Here is a 20623-nt window from a genome sequence, read left to right on the forward strand (position 1 = left end):
GTATAGCTGCTTTTGACCATTTTTAAAACGTCTTTTTAGAACATTTATCGAACGATCAAAAGCTTACATAACTGATCCTTATAAGTCGTTAATGATCGACTTGACCAATTGCGGTCCTTTGTATATGAAACCGGTATAAACTTGAACTAAATCTGCACCCGCATTAAATTTTTCTTTTGCTGATTTAGCATCATCAATACCACCCACACCAATAATAGGTAACTGATTGTTTGTTAAACGCTTGAGTTCAGAAACAACATGGGTGGAACGCTCCCTAACTGGCGCTCCTGATAAACCGCCTGCCTCATCAGCATACTGCTGACCTTGCACTAAGCTACGCTCTAAGGTGGTATTTGTGGCTATAACACCATCAATTTTATTATTTAACAGTGACTCGCTCACTTGTTCAATTTGAATTGGATCTAGGTCTGGCGCAATTTTCACCAACATAGGCACATGCTTATTATGCTTGGCAATTAAATCAAGCTGTTCGTTTTTCAAGCTTTGTAATAAGTCATCTAATGCTGCGCCATATTGCAGGTCTCGTAAGCCAGGGGTATTGGGTGATGAAATATTTACAGTGATGTATGATGCATGCTCAAACACTTTACGCATACAGTGAATGTAATCATCTTTACCCTGCTCATTTGGTGTATCTTTATTTTTACCAATATTGATACCTAAAATACCATCGTATTTAGCTGCTTTAACATTGTTAACTAAATTATCAACACCTTTGTTATTAAAGCCCATACGATTAATAATTGCATTTGACTGCGGCAACCTGAATATCCGCGGCTTATCGTTCCCCGCTTGAGGACGCGGTGTTACTGTACCCACTTCTACAAAGCCAAAACCCATTTGAGCGAATGCCTCAATACACTCCGCATTTTTATCAAGACCTGCAGCAAGCCCTACTGGGTTTTTAAATTCGAGGCCTAAAAAGTTCACTGGTTTATTTGCCACGCTTTGTGACCATGCAGCACTTAATGGCGTGTTAGCAAAGCGACGTAAGTTATTAAGAGCAAAATCATGGGCCCACTCCGCATCACGGGTAAACATAAAACGGCGAGCTAAATCGTAGAACATGAATATAATCCTCTTAAAATTGTAGACAAAAAAATACCTCAGACAAGGCTGAGGTATTATATAACAAAAACTGTTTAACGATTAGTTTTAATCATTAGCAGTTTGTTACTTTGCTGATGTATCACAATTGTGACCGAGTAACATGAGCTCTCTTAATGCCACTGAGAACTTAGCAAAATCGTGACTTTGCGATGTTTTAAACTCTGTCAACATTTGCTTCCAACGTTGAAGTAACAGATCTTGACTATCCATCCATTGTTCAATTTGACCATCTACATCACTGCTTTCACCTTCAAAGCTGTTTAATACCACTTCTGACAAGGTGCGTTGCTGCCAATCTAACTCTTCACGATATGATGCACGCGCTAATGCCTGCCAATGGTTAGAAACCGGTTGATTAGTGATTTGATCTAAGAACCAATGTAGTCCCATTTGCGCACCTAATTTAAAGTAAGTGTGCGACACCATATCGATTTTACGATTAGAGTTTTGAGCAATTTGCGTTAAATCCATTACCGAGAACAAGCTTGATAACGACACAATGCGCTGTGCGATATCTGTAGGTACACCGCTTTGTGTTAGTTCTTCACGGGCACTTACAATACGATCGCTTTCTGTTTTAACGATGTATTTAGTTAAGTTTTCACTTAAATCGGCAAATGTTGGTGAGAAAATTTCAATCGCTTGCTCAATTGATTGTGCTTTGGTGCGATGACGAAGGAACCAACGTGTAGCGCGACGAACTGTACGACGTAACTGGTATAACATTTCTGTTTGTACGTTCGATGGTATTTTATTATCTAAATCACTAATAGATAACCATGTTTCACGCATTTGGAAAATTTCACTTGCGATTGAATAACACAATGCAATTTCAGCTTCGTTTGCACCGGTTTCTTCATTCATTCGCACCATAAAGTTTAAGCCCATATCATTAACAATATTATTTGCTAACTTAGTGGCAATAATCTCTTTGCGTAGTGGATGATTATCCATAGCATCATTAAACTTCTCACGTAATGGGCGCGGGAATGATTTAACTAATAACTGACGGTAATATGGATTCTCAGTAATTTCATCCGTTACCAAAGACTCTTTTAGCACCATTTTCGCGTAAGAAACTAGTACAGATAGCTCAGGGCGTGTTAAATCTTTACCTGCAGCGGCGCGCTCTGCTAACTCTTCATCTGTAGGAATAAACTCAATTGCACGGTCTAGCTTACCGTCTTTTTCAAGTGCATGAATAAAGCGAATTTTTTCTTTAAGCGTTGAGGTCCCTTTAGATTGAGTGATCGACAAAGTGTGCGTTTGACGATAACAATCTTTAAGTACTAATTCAGACACTTCATCGGTCATTGAGTAAAGTAACTCATCACGTTGCTTACGCGTTAAGTCGCCTTCAGCAACTAAACCATTGAGTAAAATTTTAATATTTACTTCGTTATCTGAACACGCAACCCCGCCCACGTTATCGATGAAGTCAGTATTTACACGACCGCCTTGAGCTGCAAATTCAATACGACCTAATTGGGTTGCACCTAAGTTACCGCCTTCGCCAAATATTTTAGCACCAAGATCTTTACCGTTAATACGCAAGGCATCATTGGCACGGTCCCCTACATCGGCATCCGTTTCTTTCGAATGCTTGATGTAGGTCCCTATACCACCATTCCAAAGTAAATCATGATCCATCATTAATGATGCTTTGATCAATTCATTCGGTGTCATGCTGGCTTTTTTAGTGCCTAACATTTTTTTCATCTCAGGGGTCAGCGTAATCGACTTAGCAGCACGCGAGAAAATACCACCGCCGCTTGAAATTAGCTCTTTATTGTAATCTTCCCATGATGAACGTGGTAAATTAAATAAACGTTCGCGCTCTGGATAAGAAGCCGCTGCATCTGGATTTGGATCAACAAAAATATGTAGATGGTTAAACGCCACTTGCAAACGAATGTGCTTTGATAACAACATACCATTACCAAATACATCACCGGCCATATCCCCGATAGCAACTGCTGTAAAATCTGTGGTTTGACAGTTAATATCCATTTCACGGAAATGACGTTTTACAGACTCCCAAGCGCCACGAGCTGTAATACCCATCTTCTTATGGTCATAACCTACAGAACCACCTGATGCAAACGCATCACCTAGCCAGAAGTTATATTCGTTTGCGATACCATTGGCAATATCAGAGAATGTTGCAGTGCCTTTATCCGCTGCTACTACTAGGTACGCATCGTCTTCATCATGGCGTGTAACATCAACAGCAGGTACAATTTCACCACGGTCAATATTATCTGTGATATCTAATAAACCACGAATGAAGATTTTATAACATTCTTGGCCTTCTTTAATAAACGCTTCACGTTCACTAGGTAGTTGTTTACATACAAATCCACCTTTTGAGCCTACCGGCACAATCACGGTATTTTTCACTTGTTGCGCTTTAACTAAGCCAAGTACTTCTGTACGGAAATCTTCACGACGATCTGACCAACGCAATCCACCACGGGCAACTTTACCAAAGCGTAAATGCACACCTTCAACACGTGGAGAATAAACAAATATCTCAAACGCTGGTACAGGTAGTGGGACTTCTGGAATTAAACTTGGCTGAATTTTAAGTGAGATGTAAGACTTAAATTTGCCTTCAGCATCTTTTTGGAAGTAGTTAGTACGTAATGTAGCAACAATCATATCAACGTATAAACGGATAATACGATCATCATCAAGGTTCGCTACGTTTTCTAACTCTGCATAAATTTCTAAGCCTAGTTTTTCAAGTGTTTTAGCACTTGCAGGGCTTTTTACAGAGAACTTTTTAGAGAATAAGTTAACAATTTTAGCGGCAATATGCGGGTAATTTGCAAAGGTACTTTCAATATACGTTTGCGAGAAAGTAACCCCTATTTGGCGCATGTATTTTGCGTATGCACGTAAAATTGATGATTCACGACCCGTTAAACCACCCATTAACACTAGACGGTTAAAGCCATCGTTTTCTAAACGGTTTGCCCATACACTGGTTAATGCAGCGCGAAAACGTGCAGAGATCTTATCAAAATCAGCCATCCCTTTGCTGTCAATTAGCATAGAGAAATCCATGACCCAATTTACGCCACCATCACTAGTTTTAACCGAGTATGGCGTTTCACCTACAACACGTAGACCAAAGTTTTCAAGCATTGGCATAACATCAGATAAATGAATTGGCTCATCTTTATGGAATAAGCTTAAACGCACAATATTGCTGCTTGCTTCTTCTTGTGGGCGATAGAACAACATTTCTAACTTGTTATCATCGCTTAGCATTTCTAGCTTTTCAATATCGACCACTGCAGCGCTAGGTAATACTTCTTCTTTGTATGAGCGTGCAAAGGCATTGCAATATTTACGGTTTAATTCATTACCACGGGCCTCACCAGCAGATTCAAGTAAGGCTGATTGTAATTTATCTTCCCAAGTACGAGCGGCTTCTATTAGGTTGTTTTCTATGTCTTTCACGTTAAATTCAATATTGTTGTCGGTCACACGAACAGTGTAATGGGTACGCGCCAGTGTAGACTCAGAGAAATAGGTAGTAAATTCGACTTTAACGTCAGAATTAAATGCGTTGGCTAAAATAGCCTGCGTTTCGCGACGAAGCGCTGTGTTATAACGCTCTCGAGGTACATAAACCATGCATGATAAAAAACGACCATATGCATCTTTACGAACAAATAAACGACACATGTCGCGTTCTTGTATTTGCAATACGCCCATGGCAACTTCAAGTAACTCATTCTCTCGAGCTTGAACCAGTTCGTCACGTGGGTAAGTTTCTAATATATTTAATACGGCTTTGTATGCATGTGTCCCTTTAGCGAAGTCACACATATCCATAATACGATTAATTTTACTTTTAAGAACCGGTACATCAGCAGCGCTATTGTTGTAAAAGTTTGATGAAAACAAACCGATGAAACGATCTTCACCAATAACATTGCCTTTGTCATCAAAACGTTTTACACCCACATAATCTATGTAAGCTGGACGGTGAACGCGAGACAATGAATTAGTTTTAGTTAAAATTAATAGGTTGCTACTGCGTGCCTCTTGGCGCGCCACTTCAGGTAACTCAGAAAGCAAACGTGTATGCTCAGCATCAGAGTTTTTCATTAACCCTAAGCTGGTATCCATTTTACCCTTTAATTGATAGTCGCCCTGAACTGGTGAAAGTTCATATTGGCGATAACCCATTAATGTGAAATTGTCTTTCACTAACCAATCTAAAAATTCAACGGTTTCATTTATTTCGTTATCACTTTTATCTTTATGGCTTTTAGGCAAGCTTTTGCTTACCGCGATTAATTTTTCGCGAATAGGCTGCCAATCTTCAACCGCAATCGATACATCAACGAGTACTGATTCAAGTTCTTTTTTGAAAGACTCAATAACAGTTGCATCTGTTTGACGGTCAATTTCTATGAAGAATACAGTTTTTGTTGATGTTGATTCTTGCTCTGCTTTTAAGCTTGATAACCCTGATATTTTATCGTTCTTATCACGTTGAATTTTCAGCGGGCTATGAAGAAGTAAATGAGAGGCAATGTTTTCTCGTGTCATGGCCATTCGTACAGAGTCCACTAAAAACGGCATGTCTTTAGCAATGATCTCTACAATGGTATGTGATGACTGCCAGCCATCTTTAGCCACTTCAGGGTTGAAAACGCGAATAACTGCGTCATCTGATGTATTTTTTTCTAGCGAATTCCAAAGGCTGAGTGCAGCACCATATAAGTCACTGTCGTTGCGATTTGCCAAATCCTCTTTAGACATATTGCTGTACAAGGCTTTGGCGAATTTCTCAACGAGTAACACATTATCAGCGCGAACTTTTTTCTGGATAAGCTTACAGACGTTATCTAAAATAACCGAGGCTTGGCCTTCATTTCGTGTCATTGTATGTTCCTTAATCTATCACTGCTAGTTTAGCAGAATATTTGTACAGCCATTTATTAGCGTGGAGTCAGTTAAATTCTAACCCTTTTAAAACTAATAAACAGCCTTTTCGATGAAAACATTTTAAGCATTTCAGCTATTTGGTCATCTATTCACAAAATATAGATATAAATGGCCATTACTGGCCATTTAGGAGCAAATTTATTCACCTTATTTTTTCTGGTCAGTCCAGAGCAAGCTGCCAATTGCAGGTAAAAGTAACACTGCACCCAACATATTTACTAAAAACATGAAGGTAAGCAGAATTCCCATATCAACTTGGAACTTCAAATCAGAAAAAATCCACGTACTAACACCAATTGCTAACGTAATACCGGTAAATAACACCGCACTCCCACGTTCAACTAATGCATTACGATAAGCAATACTCAGTGGCACGTTTTGTTTTAACTGCCCCATCATTGATGACAAAATATAAATACCGTAATCAACACCAATACCTACACCCAAAGCAATTACTGGTAAAGTTGAAACAGTTAGACCAATCTCAAGTTGTACCATAAGTGCTTGTGCAAGGGTTGATACTATGTACAAAGGTAATACCACTGCAATAGTTGCTTTTACGCTCTTAAAACTTAGTAAGCATAAAATAATCACCGCACCATAAACATAGAGCATCATAGGGATTTGTGCAGCTGAAACAGACTCGTTAGTTGCTGCCATTACACCTACAGGGCCTGATGCCAATTTGAAAGCAAGTTTATCTGTGCCCTCTTCTACAGCAAATTGTTTTACTTTTGCAATGACGTTATCAATAGTTTGTGCTTTGTGATCATCTAAAAATATAATCACGGGCATTACTGAACAATCACCGTTTAATAACCCTGTGCTGGTTTCAACGCGAGAGGTTGACTGCACCAAACTGGCAGAATTGCGCGGCAAACTTTGCCATTTTAAATTGCCCTCGTTATAACCGGCATTAACTGACTGTGCCACAGAACTTAGGCTGACCGCTGATTGTACACCGGCTAAATTTTCAACTTTATATTGAAAGCGTGATATACGCTCCATGACGTCATGCTCGGTACACGCTGCAGGGTAAGCCTCTACAATGACTTTAAGAATATCAGATGAAATTGTGTATTTGTCCGATATTAAGAAAGTATCTTGGTTGTAACGTGCATCTTGGTGCAAGGATGGTGCTCCTGCATGTAAATCACCAATACGCATTTTATCTGCTTGCCAATAGCCCAGTGCAAATAAAACCAAAGTGAAACCAATAATAATTTTTGCCGTTTTTGGATCGGTTGCTTTAACTAATAAATCGCGCATTGCATCAAGTATGTTCGGTTTATTAGCATCACCTGATTGAATATGGATGCTGTTTTCAAAGCGCATATACGATGCCCACACTGGCAACAAAATCAGATTAGTAAATATAATCACTGCCACACCTAAACTCGCTGTAATAGCAAGTTCACGAATAATACCGATATCAATGGTTAATAGGGTTAAAAAGCCAACCGTATCAGATAACAACGCAATCCCGCCAGGTACAAGTAAAGCTCTAAAGCTTGATTGGCAACATATTGCTGTAGACTTACCTTCAGCAACCTTTTTACCAATGGCGTTAATCATCTGCACACCGTGGCTTACGCCAATAGCGAACACTAAAAATGGCACTAAGATAGACATAGGATCAAGACCAAAGCCTAAACTAGAAAGCAATCCTAACTGCCAAATTACCGCAATAATTGAACACACAATCGGTAAAATAGTGAGTTTTAAGCTGCCACAAAATAGCCATACCATGACAAAAGTAAACGCAATTGCAATGGCAAAAAATAATACAACCCCTTTTGCGCCCTCGGCTATATCGCCGGCCATTTTTGCAAAACCAATAATATGAATACTGATTTTTTCGGTACTTAGAGGCTCACGAATTTCGCTTTCTAATTTTTTTGCAAAAGCGAGAGTGTCTAATTTTTCTTGTGTTTGCGGATCAGTCTCTAACAGTTGGGCGGTGACCATGGCACACGAATAATCGCTTGCTATCATACGACCCACTACTTTGGCCTTTTCAATGTTCTCTTTAACAATTCCTAAGCCTTGCTTATCGGCTTTAAAGTTGGCTGGTATAATAGGCCCGCCAGCAAAGCCGTCTTCAACAACTTCAACAAAGCGCGCACTAGGTGAAAATATTGAATTTACTAAAGGACGATTTACTCCTGGAATAAAGTAAAGTTGGTCATGTACGGCTTTTAATTGAGTAAAAAATTCAGGATTAAAAATATCACCACTGTCATCACATACTGAAATTAAAATACTATTAGCGCCACCAAACTGTTTCTCATGTTTGGTGTACACCTTCATATAATCATGGTTAAGCGGAATATTTTTATTAAATGACGCGTCGAGCTGAATTTGCGTTGCTTTAAAAACCAATAAACAGGTGATCAACACAAAACTTATGAGCACCACTAAGCGGTGTCTAAAAATCGCTTTTTCTAAAAAATCTAAAATTGCTTGCATTAAGGGGTCAACTCCTTCACTTTAATGCCGTTTTCTGTTGTCATGATCAGTTTATCTTTAACAATCACGCCATCAAGAATCGCTTTACCATCAGCCAACTGCTCGTAAGACAACACATCATCTTTAAGCTGAAAAATAACACCGCTATTAGCCAATAATAGCCATTGTTTATTGTTATAATTAATGATGCTATTTACAGTAGCTGTTTTATCATTGTCTAAGTGCTGCCACTGCTGACTATCGGTTTTATTTATAAAAATATTACCGCGTAACCCTGCAACAATTTGTTGCGATGAATCTGAAGCAAAACCAAAAAATGAACCAGGGTAAATCTCATCTAAACGTTGCCATGTTTGGCCATCGTCATCACTTTTTGCCATTAAGCCCATCTCACCGACCAACATTAAACCCGAACTAGTCGGTTCAATGCGATTAAAGTGAGGTAATATAGACGAGGTTTCTATTTCGTAACCCTCAGGATCTGTTTGTTTTAAGTCATTTAAATAATCTCTATCTTCACTAAATAACAGCGAATCTAAAAAGCGTTTTTGCCAATGTTTTCCGCCATCACTTGTTTGATAAAACATACCGTAAGCGCCAACAGCATAGCCATTTAAGTCATCTTTAAAATAAATATCTAGACAGGGTTTATCTAAGCTTGGTTTTGCTTGTTGTAACTGCCAATTTTCACCACCATCGGTGGTATTAATAATTGTGGCGTCATGTCCACATGCCCAGCCATTAGAATCATTAGTAAATTCAACCGCTGTTAGTAATACTTGTGTAGGTACCGATTTCGCTTGTTGCCAATCGCTACCATCAATACTTTTAATGACCGTCCCATGTTTACCTACAGCAATAAGTCCTGCTGAAGTTTGGGTAATATCGGTAAGGAGTGTTTTATCAGCATTAATTGCGCTAATCGCACTTTGAGGTGCGTCTTGTGCAAAACTCGCACCGCTTAGGATCAGGCTGGCATAGACCAAATACTTCATAAATTAAATTCGCCTTGAACTGAGGATTTGTTTGTCTGTTATAAAGAGGAAAACCTGTGCGTTAATAGACAAACGCGATGTGAAAGAAAAAAGGCACCTAGGAAACTAGGTGCCTGCTTTTATACTATCTGCCAGCGCGACGTAAAGCGCTCGATGTAAACTCATTGTCATTAAATGACTGAGAAAAGTCATACATCTTTTCTTGGTTATCTAGACCAATGGCTAAGTAGCGACGTGAATTAAGATCGTGGTATACCTCAAGCGTACTCCACTGTGTCGGTACTTCATAGTAGTTAAGACCATAAGCCATTGCTACACGATAAAGTTGGTCACGATTATCGTAAATATCGGTAACATGAACTTGCCAACTGTCTTCGTCAATGTAGAAAACACGTTTTTTGTAAATATGACGGGTGTCATCTTTTAAGTTTGCTTCAACAACCCATACGCGGTGTTTTTCGTAACGAGTATGCTCAGGGTTGATATGACCAGGCTTTAAAATATCATCATAAGTTAGCTTGTCGCTGTGAAGCTTGTAGCTATTGTATGGGATGTAAAGCTCTTGCTTACCTTTTAGCGTCCAGTTATAACGATTTGGCGAGCCGTTGAACATATCAAAATCATCAGTTGTACGTAAGCTATCTGCTGCTGTACCCGGTGCATCGTATGCTACATTAGGTGCACGACGCACACGGCGCTGACCTGAATTGTACGTCCACGCTTGGCGCGGCGTTAAAATTTGGTCCATAGTTTCATGCACCAATAACGCGGTCCCTGCTAAACGAGCTGGCTCTGTCACTTGCTGTTTAAACTTAAACAATATATTAGAATCTTGTAGTTCAGCCGGAGTAGCACTTGGATCTGAATATTTAACTAATAACTGCTCATCAAAACCAACATAGTTATATGAACCCGATGCCGTCGGTGCTGCCTGACCGCCAAAACGCTCAATAGACTGACCACGGTAACGAAGTAAATGGTTCCAAATTGCTTCTAAACCCGTTTTAGGGATTGGAAATGGAATACCAATAGCTGTACTTTTAATACCATTTCCGCCTTCAACTAATTCAGCAGACGTTGCAAACTTTTTGGTTGCATCGTACACAAATTGTGGAAAAGACGCAGAACGACGGGTTTCGTACACTGGCATTTTAAACGTATCTGGGTACGCTTCAAATAACGCGATTTGTCCTGGGCTTAAGTTTTCTTTGTATTTATCAATATTACTTTTATCAATAGTGAATAATACTTTATCGGTTGCATAAGGGTCTAAGTGGTGCATACCCGGTTCATAACCTGCTGGAGCAGCAGTAATACCGCCATTCCATGCTGGGATTGAGCCATCAGCATTCGCTGCTTTTTCCGCACCAATTGGACTTAAGTCTTTACCAAGGCGCGCAGCTTCTTCTGGGCTAATTTTAGCCAGCGCTGCGTGGCTTGCAAACAAACTACAAAACGCTGTAGCAATGAGGGTAGGTTTTTTAATCATAATAATGTTACCCCTAGATAGAATATTTTAAGTTAAAAGAAACGTAATCTCGGTCAGAGAAAGTGTTGGTGTCGCCACCACCCCAAAATGAGTTGTAACTTACATCCAAAGACCATGCATTTTGGTAATTAAAGCTCATGGTAGCACCTAGCGACTTACGATCTTCAATGAATAAGAACATTGGATCTGGCGTGTTACCATTTACATCATGAGAAAATACAAAACGTGGTGAGAAGTTAATACCATTGTAAAGGTTAAAGTAATCACCTTTAGCAATTAAGCGGTAGCCCCACGATGAAGCCGTAGCAAACGATTTTTGCTCAGGTCCATTAGATAATGCCATATGTAGTGAAGAGTAATCTGAACTACCAGGCCCCTGAATAACACCACTTCGGCCAGTACCAGAGACATTTAAACGGATCTCATCGTACTCGGGCATGTTATTAATACGAACACCACCAATTTCACCCACAACAGCCCAACTATCAGCGCCTAATGAAGGACCAAATAGATGTGTTGCCGTAAACTGTAATTGTGACGTATTGCGTTCGATATAACCTTTGGCTAACTCGCCTGGCCCAACAACACTTGCATCATCGCCTTTACTCATTTGCGAAATACCTGCAAACTCAGGGCGTAAACCAGCAATAGCTAACTGCTCAGGCATCGCAGCGTAAAGTAGCTCTACGTCATCGATTTGCAGCGGTTCGTCTTCACGAAAAGTAAACTCACCCGCAAAAGCAGTTTCACCAAGCGAGGTGTTAAAGCTTAAACCGTAAAGTTTAATATCTTCAGGGTATTCGTTAGTTGCTTTAGCAAATGCTTTTAAATCGGATACGTTATCAGAGGTAATTTCAGTACTTGCAATCATCGCTAAATCTTGTTGAATTGATGCTTGCGTAAAGTTTGATACGCGACCCGAAATAAGCGGACGACGATTATGGTAATTTACGTGATAAAGCGCTACTTCGGTATCATTCCACTCTGGTAAAAACATACCGAGTCGTAAGCCGTATTGGCCGCCATCATCTGGCTCTGTTTTGCCATCATAGCCTTTACCTTTGAGGGCAACCTTGGTCGGGTGTGTCAAGTACATATTAGCTAATAGCTGTTGACCTGCAGCACTTGATGGATCAATTCCCTGACTTGCAGCTACTTGAGAGTGAGTCGCTATCAAGTTATTTAAACTATTTGTTAAAAATGCTAAATCAATATCAGGATTTGAAGTAAAACCTAGCTGTACATTTTGTTGATAACCGTTTTCTGCAGCAAAATCATTGGTAGAAAAATAAGTCCCTGCTGCCGGTAGACGAGTTTCATGCCACTGGTATTGGTAAAAACCTTCTAAGGTGATGTTTTCTGTAAGCCCTAACGATGCCCACAACATACCAACCGGAATAAACGCTTCTTTTAGCTCAGCACCTGGTGCTTTTAAACGGTCTATATCAACCGGATTAACGTTAATACCATGAGAAATTAACGTACTTTCACCCCAGTTTACTACTTGTTGGCCAACACGAATTGAAAGCGGGTTATTACCATCGTTTAAATCAAAGTTCGCCCATACGTAGGCGTCAAGTAAACGAAGGTCGGCACAACTTTGCTCTTTAGTATCATCGTCATCACAAGGGTCTACACCTTGCCCTGATGTTGGATTAACATAAGCACGATCGCCGTCCATTAATTCAAAATCGTAAAAATACATAAAACGGGTAAATAAGCCGTAGTTATCTTTACTTATTGATAAGTCATGCGTGCCTTTTAATAGCTTTGAGAAAGACTCACCGCTATCAAAATTTAAACCGCCCGCGTCACCGTTGTTTGAGTAGGACCCTGGTTGAGCCCAGACATCTTGGGATGAATAAATCGTATTGAGTGCTGGGTTGTAACCCGTCCAATCAAATGATGGATTATTACTCTTACCAATCATATCAAAATTTCGGTCTTCTACCCGAATACTCTGACCATATGAAAAGGTAGAATCGAAGGCGATATCAAAACCACCCACCTCAAATGTTGCAGCCTGTGTCTGTGCTGCAGTTAAACCCATAGCCGCAGCTGTTAAGCCAAGTGCTATTTTATTTTTAACAAAAAGCGATCTTCTTATCATTTTGGTTCCCCCCTGTCGCGGGTATTTTTGTGTGATCAAGTTATTGTTTTTAGTGTAATCGTAACGATAGAAGCGAATCAAACAAATTACAAATGGCCGCCTTCAATCAGTTATATTTTTTATTTGTTCAACGTTTACGTATTGGTAAGACGTCATACCAGATAATTTATACACGTAAATTAACAATAGAACAAACCGAAATTAACAAAAAAGCAATATTAATATGTATTTATAACACAAAAAATGACTGCTAAGCTACTCGTTCGAGACGGATGAACTTGTTTTCATTACTTAAAATGAGTCTAAATCGACCACGGATACCTAGGCTAGAAATAAAAGGTCGAAGGTGATGAGCGGAAAAACGAATTGTTTTACCGCTATCAGCTGTCACTTGGATAGAGCTATACCGTCCATGGTAATAATCCATGCACTTTGTATAGCTCAAATGCATACTAAAGTAATGTTCTATCATGATTTATTGTAAGGCTTTTTCAACCTTTTCAAATAAGTCGTCGCTTAACCCTTCTAAGTTAGCTAATCGCTCTAGTTGGGCCCTCATTGCAGTTGCACGGGTTTCATCATAACGACGCCACGACATAAACGGCGTTAACATACGAGATGCATTTTGCGGATTAATCGCATTAAGCTTAATCAATAAATCGCCAAGTAATGTATAGCCCGTGCCATCTAAACGATGAAACTGTGCGGTATTAAAATGAGAAAAGCTGCCCACTAATGCACGTACTCGGTTTGGATTCGAAAAATCAAAGCAAGGATGCGAGTACAAGGCTTTTATTTTCTCGATAGCATCTTCAGCAGAGTTCATCGCTTGCAAAGCAAACCACTTATCCATTACTAATACATCATGGCGCCATTGAGCGTCAAAATGCTCGAGTAATTGATCCGACAATGGGTGAGCTGCTTTAACCACACTGCTTAACGCACCGAGTACATTGGTCATATTTGTTGAAGATGCAGCCTGCTCAATTAAACTTGCCGCCTCAACACTGTCGGTTTTTGCCAAATAGTGAAGGCACAGCTGTTTGAGCGCACGTATTGCTACCGCTTGGGCACTCACACTGCCATCATCGGTAATGGCTTGGTAACAGCTTAAAAATTCACTGTGCAATTGCGTGGCAATTTGTTGTTCAAATAACTCAATATTAGCCGTTATTTGATCTACCGGTATTATTTCAAATTCAGCAGCTAAGGTATCAAAACTTGGCAACTTCAACAGTTCAGCAACTAGCGCTAAATCGCCCTCACGCTGAGATAGCAATGCGCGAAGTGCATCAATCACATCTTCACTCAAAGGAGTCTTACTTGCTGAAGTAACATTGGCTTTAAGTGCGTTAATAAATAACTGCTGTTGTGCATCCCAGCGTGAAAAGTCGCTACGCGCAAAACGCATAATATGTAATAAATCCGCTTCACTAATAGATTGATTTAAAATACATGGGGCTGAAAAATCTTCGAGCAATACAGCGGTTGGGTTACTGTGAATATTATCAAAGTGAAATGTTTGCGAGCTATTTGTTACATCCAGTACATGATCAAGCTGCTTGCCTTGGTACTGTAATGCAATACTCTGCCCTTGAGAGTCTAAAAGCTCAATAGCAAAAGGAATATGTAACATTGCATTGTCAGGCTGATTCGCTGGCGTAAGCTGCTCTACGATAAGCGAAAACGTTTGCGCAGCTTCATCATACTTTTTAGTTACGTTCAGGCGAGGTGTACCACAATGGTTATACCAACGCTTAAATTGTGATAAATCAATGGATGATGCATCACTCATTGCTACAACAAAGTCATCACAGGTCACCGCTTGCCCATCATGGCGTTCAAAGTACAAAGACATGCCTTTTTGAAAGTTTTGCTCACCTAAAAGGGTATGCATCATGCGAATTACTTCTGCCCCTTTGTCGTATACAGTCACAGTGTAAAAGTTATTCATTTCAATTACCTTTTCTGGACGTATCGGATGAGCCATAGGGCCTGCATCTTCACTAAACTGATGAGTACGCATCACTTTTACAGCATCAATTCTATTAAGCGCACGAGAGCCTAAATCACTACTAAATTCTTGGTCACGAAATACCGTCAAGCCTTCTTTTAAAGACAATTGAAACCAGTCACGACAAGTTACACGATTTCCGGTCCAGTTATGAAAGTACTCGTGGCCAACAATAGACTCAATGGTGTGGTAATCTTTATCAGTTGCCGTTTCTTGATTTGCCAACACGCATTTACTGTTAAAAATATTTAACCCTTTATTTTCCATTGCTCCCATATTGAAAAAATCAACGGCAACAATCATATAAATATCAAGGTCGTACTCTAAATTAAAACGAGTTTCATCCCAAGCCATCGCTTTTTTTAGCGACGTCATGGCATGCTCTGTTTTTGGTAAATTTCCTTTATCAACAAATAACGCTAAGGTGACGTCTTTACCACTACGAGTTGTGTACTTGTCGTGTAAAACATCAAAGTCCCCTGCCACTAAAGCGAACAAGTAGCTTGGCTTTTTGAATGGGTCTTGCCATTTTACAAAATGACGTCCATCTTGCGTTTCACCGCTATCAACTTGATTACCATTTGAGAGTAAATGCGGGAATGTTGTATCTGCAATGATAGTAACATCAAAAGTTGAAAGGACATCAGGACGGTCCATATAATAGGTTATTTTTCTAAACCCTTGCGCTTCACATTGGGTACAGTAAGCCCCGCCAGATAAGTACAACCCCTCAAGTGAAGTATTGGTTTGTGGTGATGTTTGCGTCACTATGCTTAGCTGACATTCATCAGGTAAGTTATTAATGATTAATTGCTGATTTATAATTTTATAATCTGTGAGCTCTTCACCCTCTACCGACAAAGAGATCAAAGTTAAGTCTATGCCATCTAATACCAGTGGCGCATTTGAATCGCCAACGCGCTTAAGCGTTAATAAAGCATTTACTTGAGTTTTTAATGGCTGTAAATCAAATGTCAGCTCAGTGTGTTCGATTGAAAAATGAGGGGCTTGGTAGTCTTTTAGGTATTCTGCTTGAGGTTTTTGTAGTTCAGTCATGTTCACTCCAAAAAAATAGCCCCTTTTAGTGATAAAAGGAGCTACTTAAATTAAGCCGTTTGTTTAGGTTTAATACGTAGTATCTTAATTCCTAAGTAAGCGTAAATAACGGCTAAGAAAGGATTTATAAGGTTAAAGAAAGCATAAAGCGCGTAATCAAACGGATTGATTAATAGAACACTTTGCATATACGCACCACAGGTATTCCATGGTATTAGTGGGCTGGTAATTGTGCCGCCATCTTCTAGAGTACGAGATAAGTTAACAGGCTTTAAACCACGCTTTTTGTATTCTTCTTTAAACATCCGCCCAGGCACCACAATGGCAATATACTGGTCCGCAGCAATTACATTGGTACCAATACACGTTGCAATGGTTGAGGCGATAAGAGAGCCAGTGCTTTTTGCTATTTTTAGAATACTTTTAACAAAAATATCAAGTAGCCCTGTTTTCTCCATAATCGCACCAAACATCAGTGCTGTCATGATCAACCATGTAGTGGTTAGCATACCAGACATGCCGCCACCACTCAGTAACGAGTCCATTTTTGCATCGCCCGTATTAATTGTGAAGCCATCAAAAAAGGTGGTCCAAACTAGTTTGAAATAACCGACAAACTCACCCTGAGTCATGTCTATTTGGCTAGCAATTAAGTCCGATTGAAATAACATTGCCCACACCGCGCCAATCACGGCACCAATAGAAATCGCCGGAAACGCTGGCATTTTTCGAATAGCTAATGCGAGTAATACAATTAACGGCACCAACATTTCTAAGCCAATGTTAAAGTTTTGCTGAAGAATTGCAGTTATTTGCTCTATTTGACCCGCCTCTCCCGCAGCAGTAGCGTTAAAGCCCATGAAAATAAAGATGATTAATGCAATGACAAAGCTGGGTACTGTAGTCCAAAGCATATGATGAATATGTTCAAACAAATCTGCACCAGCAACGGCTGGAGCTAAATTGGTTGTTTCCGATAATGGACTAAGCTTATCGCCAAAATAAGCGCCTGATATTACAGCACCCGCGGTAACTGTCGGCTCTAAACCCAGTCCTGAAGCAACACCGAGTAACGCAACACCTATAGTTGCAGCTGTAGTCCATGAACTTCCAATACTCATTGCTACAATGCCACAAATTAAACAACTCGCGGCGTAAAACCAGCTGGGATTGATAATTTGTAGACCGTAATAAATTAATGTCGGAACGGTTCCTGATAATAGCCAAGTTCCGATTAATGCCCCTACCATGAGTAAGATTAAAATCGCACTAAGAGATAAAGTGATCCCCTCAATCATTGCATCTTCTAATTTTTTCCATGTGTAGCCATTTTTTAAACCAATTAACGCCGCAGCGAATGTTGCAAATAACAAGGCAATTTGATTTGGACCTGACGATGAGTCATCACCAAATAAGTACACAGCGGCACCTAATAAACAAATTAATACAGCAATTGGAATGAGTGCATCAAAAAACGAGGCACTTTTAAGTGGTTTTTCTTCAATTGGCTTCAAAATATAGACTCCTACACACATTCGATGCATGTTGATTATTTTTATTAGCACGTACGCGCATTTATTGAGCACTATTGATCTAGCTCAACTTTTGGTAATCCGCGATTATAACAATTTAGCAAATTATCGATAGTAAAAAAGGCGCCTAGGCGCCTTTTTTTTTGCAAAGTGAAGCTTATTTTAGCGCTTAGCTACGCGACCATATTTAATATAATCTTGTGTAATAAGTGCAGCTTCTTCAAGAAATGGGTCAAGCTCTTCAATCACCTCTGGTACATCGTCCAGATTTTCTATTGGCTCTTTACCTAAACGATTTAAGCGCTCATTAGTACGGGCTAGTGCGCGTGCCTCATTTTCTTCTTTTTCTTTAATGCGCTTTTTCTCAACCAAAGAAATTGTTTTACGATCTTTTTCTTCGTTGTAGCGAGCGATATCTTCAAACACATAATTAAATTCAGGTTCGGCTTTAATACGCTCATTATGCTGCTTTTCAAGTACACTGATAATAGGGTTTAAACGCCCTATTTGCTTATACTTTGCTTTTACTATGCTATCCCACGGCAAGGCATTATCTTGTTTACTTTCACCCCATTCTGCAGGGTCAATGGCTGATGGGAAAGTAATGTCTGGGATCACCCCTTTATGCTGTGTACTACCACCATTAATGCGGTAAAACTTTGCAATCGTATATTGCACACTACCTAATGGGTTATCGTATAAGTCATAAGCACGCGCTAAACCTTTATGCTGCTGCACGGTCCCTTTACCAAAGGTTTGCTCACCAATGATAACGGCGCGGCCATAATCTTGCATTGCTGCGGCAAAAATTTCAGACGCGGATGCGCTGTACCTATCAACAAGCACTGTTAACGGGCCATCATAATAAGTAATGCCGTCACGGTCTTTTTGCTCTTCAATACGGTTGTTTAAGGTATGAATTTGTACTACTGGACCTTGATCAAAAAACAAACCTGATAACTGCGTAGCTTCATATAATGAACCGCCGCCATTTTGACGTAAATCAATAATAATTCCGTCTACGTTTTGTTCTTTGAGTTTAGCCAACTCGACTTTTACATCTTTAGATAAGTTATTGTAAAAACCAGGAATTTCTATTACACCAATTTTGCTGGTTAAATCAGAATAACTGGCTTCAAACACTTCTGATTTGGCAGCTCTGTCTTCTAGACGGATTTTATCACGGGTAATTTCAACCACTTTTGGCGTACCGTGAGCATCCGCACCCTTTAGGTATTGCAAACGCACTTTAGTGCCTTTGGGGCCTTTTATTAAATCAACCACATCATCTAAACGCCAGCCAATTACATCAACAAACTCTTCGCCATCTTGAGCCACACCAATAATGCGGTCATCGGCTTTAATTTGCTCAGATTTGTCTGCCGGGCCTCCAGGCACTAAACTACGAATTACCGTATAGTCTTCATCAGGCGTTAATACCGCACCAATGCCTTCAAGCTCAAGATCCATATCCATTTTGAACTGCTCTGCACGACGTGGAGATAAGTATGAAGTATGTGCTTCAATACTACGTGCAAGTGAATTCATTACAATTTGAAATGCATCTTCAGATTTTGATTGTACAAGACGCTTTTCTGCGTTTTTATAACGCTTGGTCAGCACGTCTTTTATGCCAGGCCAATCTTTACCTGTCATTTTTAACCGTAATGCATCATATTTTACACGCTCGCGCCAAATTTCATCTAATTCAGCTTGCGTAGTCGCCCATGGCGCATCTTCACGGTCATAAAAGTATTCATCTTCAGTGTCGAACGTCATTTCATTTTCAAGTAATGAAAGCGAAAATTCGTAACGTTCAAAACGACGTTTAAGGCTTAAGTTGAAAATATCAAATGTAAACCCTAACTTGCCGCTAATAAGCGCGTTATCGAAACGCTCACGATATTGCTCAAAAGAGTCAATATCGCTTTTCAAAAACACGCTTTTATTAAAATCAAGGGATTCGATGTAACGATCAAACACTTTACTTGAAAGCTCATCGTTAAATCGAACAGGTGTGTAATGCGAACGAGTAAATAGATTAGCCACTCGTTTACTGGCTGTACCGTGCTGACTTTCTTGCTTAAGCAAAGGTAAGTCTTTTAATGTTACCGGCTCTACTGCAGCCAATAATGAACCTGAAAACAGCGCAGCAACTAACGGAATGAGCGTAAACTTTTTACTCATACACAACTCCTTAATTTTTTTCGCAGCTTAAATAATGTATAAGCTGTCGGCTTTGGTTTTAACTTGCATACCGGTCACTAATTCAACGTGAACATCGTCTTTGTTTACTTCAGTGATGACTGCATTAACAAGTGCTTGGCCAAGTTTAACCTTAACCTTATTATTAACCTTGACCTCGCCTGCAGGTAAAGGTTCAACTTTTCCTGAACGCTTAGGTGCAGCGGCTTTTGCAGGTTTTGTTGCAGCCGGTGAGTTTTTAGCCGCATGAGCTGGTTTCTTTTTGAAAGATTTTGCATCTGAATCTTGACGAGGACGCTGCTGCTTTTTACGCTTTGCCATTTTAGCACGGCTTTCTTCCAACGCTTTTTGTGCGTGGTCAATATGCTCTTGCTCAACTTTTTCGCCTTGATTTCCGTCAAGATCGATTCTAAATTCAGATTTAGTAACTGCCTCAAGGTAGCGCCAGTTAGAGGTGTATTTTCTAAGTGCTTGACGAACTTGTGTCTTACTAACTTTTTCAGACCCTTCAATGCGCTCAGCGATATCTTTGAAAATACCTACTTTAAGCGGCTGAATGCCCTCTTTTTGTTTAAAACATTGTGGAAATTCTTGGTATAAGAACTCCAATACTTCATTAATATCTTTTAGCTTGTTTGTGGTTTCCATTTTAGA

General features: G+C 39.8%; 11 protein-coding genes. All 11 read right to left on the minus strand.

Annotated features, from left to right (window positions below; genetic code table 11):
* Nucleotides 1-78: 78 nt before the first annotated feature.
* The 11 genes from pyrD to proQ all read right to left on the minus strand — a co-directional run bounded on the left by pyrD (nucleotide 79) and on the right by proQ (nucleotide 20617).
* Nucleotides 79-1089: a quinone-dependent dihydroorotate dehydrogenase gene (pyrD, locus tag FHG08_RS12060; protein ID WP_010390146.1), complete on the minus strand. Its 1011-nt coding sequence runs from the start codon at nucleotides 1087-1089 to the stop codon at nucleotides 79-81.
* Between the two features lie 105 nt (nucleotides 1090-1194).
* Nucleotides 1195-6036 (minus strand): NAD-glutamate dehydrogenase, encoded by a 4842-nt coding sequence (locus FHG08_RS12065; protein WP_138606067.1) that lies wholly within the window; start codon nucleotides 6034-6036, stop codon nucleotides 1195-1197.
* A 210-nt stretch (nucleotides 6037-6246) separates the two neighbouring features.
* Nucleotides 6247-8568, minus strand: coding sequence for an RND family transporter (locus FHG08_RS12070; protein ID WP_010390150.1), 2322 nt, complete (start codon nucleotides 8566-8568; stop codon nucleotides 6247-6249).
* Nucleotides 8568-9563: a YCF48-related protein gene (locus FHG08_RS12075; protein WP_178956142.1), complete on the minus strand. Its 996-nt coding sequence runs from the start codon at nucleotides 9561-9563 to the stop codon at nucleotides 8568-8570. Before FHG08_RS12075 ends, FHG08_RS12070 begins: the two co-directional genes overlap by 1 nt.
* Nucleotides 9564-9687: 124 nt before the next feature.
* Nucleotides 9688-11052 carry a DUF1329 domain-containing protein gene (locus FHG08_RS12080; protein WP_010390152.1) on the minus strand — a complete coding sequence of 455 codons (1365 nt, stop codon included), beginning with the start codon at nucleotides 11050-11052 and terminating at the stop codon, nucleotides 9688-9690.
* Nucleotides 11053-11065: 13 nt separating this feature from the next.
* Nucleotides 11066-13162: a DUF1302 domain-containing protein gene (locus FHG08_RS12085; protein ID WP_138606061.1), complete on the minus strand. Its 2097-nt coding sequence runs from the start codon at nucleotides 13160-13162 to the stop codon at nucleotides 11066-11068.
* 250 nt (nucleotides 13163-13412) lie between these two features.
* Entirely contained in the window at nucleotides 13413-13634 is a 222-nt protein-coding gene (locus tag FHG08_RS12090) for a DUF2835 domain-containing protein (protein ID WP_138606059.1), read from the minus strand.
* Between the two features lie 3 nt (nucleotides 13635-13637).
* Nucleotides 13638-16232, minus strand: coding sequence for an aminopeptidase N (gene pepN / locus FHG08_RS12095; RefSeq protein ID WP_178956143.1), 2595 nt, complete (start codon nucleotides 16230-16232; stop codon nucleotides 13638-13640).
* A 50-nt stretch (nucleotides 16233-16282) separates the two neighbouring features.
* Nucleotides 16283-17767: a Na+/H+ antiporter NhaC gene (nhaC, locus tag FHG08_RS12100; RefSeq protein ID WP_138606189.1), complete on the minus strand. Its 1485-nt coding sequence runs from the start codon at nucleotides 17765-17767 to the stop codon at nucleotides 16283-16285.
* Nucleotides 17768-17926: 159 nt separating this feature from the next.
* Complete coding sequence (prc, locus tag FHG08_RS12105; RefSeq protein ID WP_178956144.1) at nucleotides 17927-19951, minus strand: carboxy terminal-processing peptidase; 2025 nt, start codon at nucleotides 19949-19951, stop codon at nucleotides 17927-17929.
* A 27-nt stretch (nucleotides 19952-19978) separates the two neighbouring features.
* A complete protein-coding gene (proQ, locus tag FHG08_RS12110; protein WP_178956145.1) occupies nucleotides 19979-20617 on the minus strand; it encodes an RNA chaperone ProQ in 639 nt (212 codons plus the stop codon).
* Nucleotides 20618-20623: the final 6 nt, after the last annotated feature.

The sequence above is a fragment of the Pseudoalteromonas sp. Scap03 genome (assembly GCF_013393115.1).
In the GTDB taxonomy this organism is placed as follows: domain Bacteria; phylum Pseudomonadota; class Gammaproteobacteria; order Enterobacterales; family Alteromonadaceae; genus Pseudoalteromonas.

What these genes read in the sequence shown, in the direction of transcription:
- FHG08_RS12085 (WP_138606061.1), bottom strand. Translation starts at nt 13,162, where the DNA reads ATGATAAGAAGATCGCTTTTTGTTAAAAATAAAATAGCACTTGGCTTA.
- FHG08_RS12070 (WP_010390150.1), bottom strand. Translation starts at nt 8,568, where the DNA reads ATGCAAGCAATTTTAGATTTTTTAGAAAAAGCGATTTTTAGACACCGC.
- prc (WP_178956144.1), bottom strand. Translation starts at nt 19,951, where the DNA reads ATGAGTAAAAAGTTTACGCTCATTCCGTTAGTTGCTGCGCTGTTTTCA.
- FHG08_RS12090 (WP_138606059.1), bottom strand. Translation starts at nt 13,634, where the DNA reads ATGATAGAACATTACTTTAGTATGCATTTGAGCTATACAAAGTGCATG.
- FHG08_RS12075 (WP_178956142.1), bottom strand. Translation starts at nt 9,563, where the DNA reads ATGAAGTATTTGGTCTATGCCAGCCTGATCCTAAGCGGTGCGAGTTTT.
- pyrD (WP_010390146.1), bottom strand. Translation starts at nt 1,089, where the DNA reads ATGTTCTACGATTTAGCTCGCCGTTTTATGTTTACCCGTGATGCGGAG.
- FHG08_RS12065 (WP_138606067.1), bottom strand. Translation starts at nt 6,036, where the DNA reads ATGACACGAAATGAAGGCCAAGCCTCGGTTATTTTAGATAACGTCTGT.
- pepN (WP_178956143.1), bottom strand. Translation starts at nt 16,232, where the DNA reads ATGACTGAACTACAAAAACCTCAAGCAGAATACCTAAAAGACTACCAA.
- nhaC (WP_138606189.1), bottom strand. Translation starts at nt 17,767, where the DNA reads ATGTGTGTAGGAGTCTATATTTTGAAGCCAATTGAAGAAAAACCACTT.
- proQ (WP_178956145.1), bottom strand. Translation starts at nt 20,617, where the DNA reads ATGGAAACCACAAACAAGCTAAAAGATATTAATGAAGTATTGGAGTTC.
- FHG08_RS12080 (WP_010390152.1), bottom strand. Translation starts at nt 11,052, where the DNA reads ATGATTAAAAAACCTACCCTCATTGCTACAGCGTTTTGTAGTTTGTTT.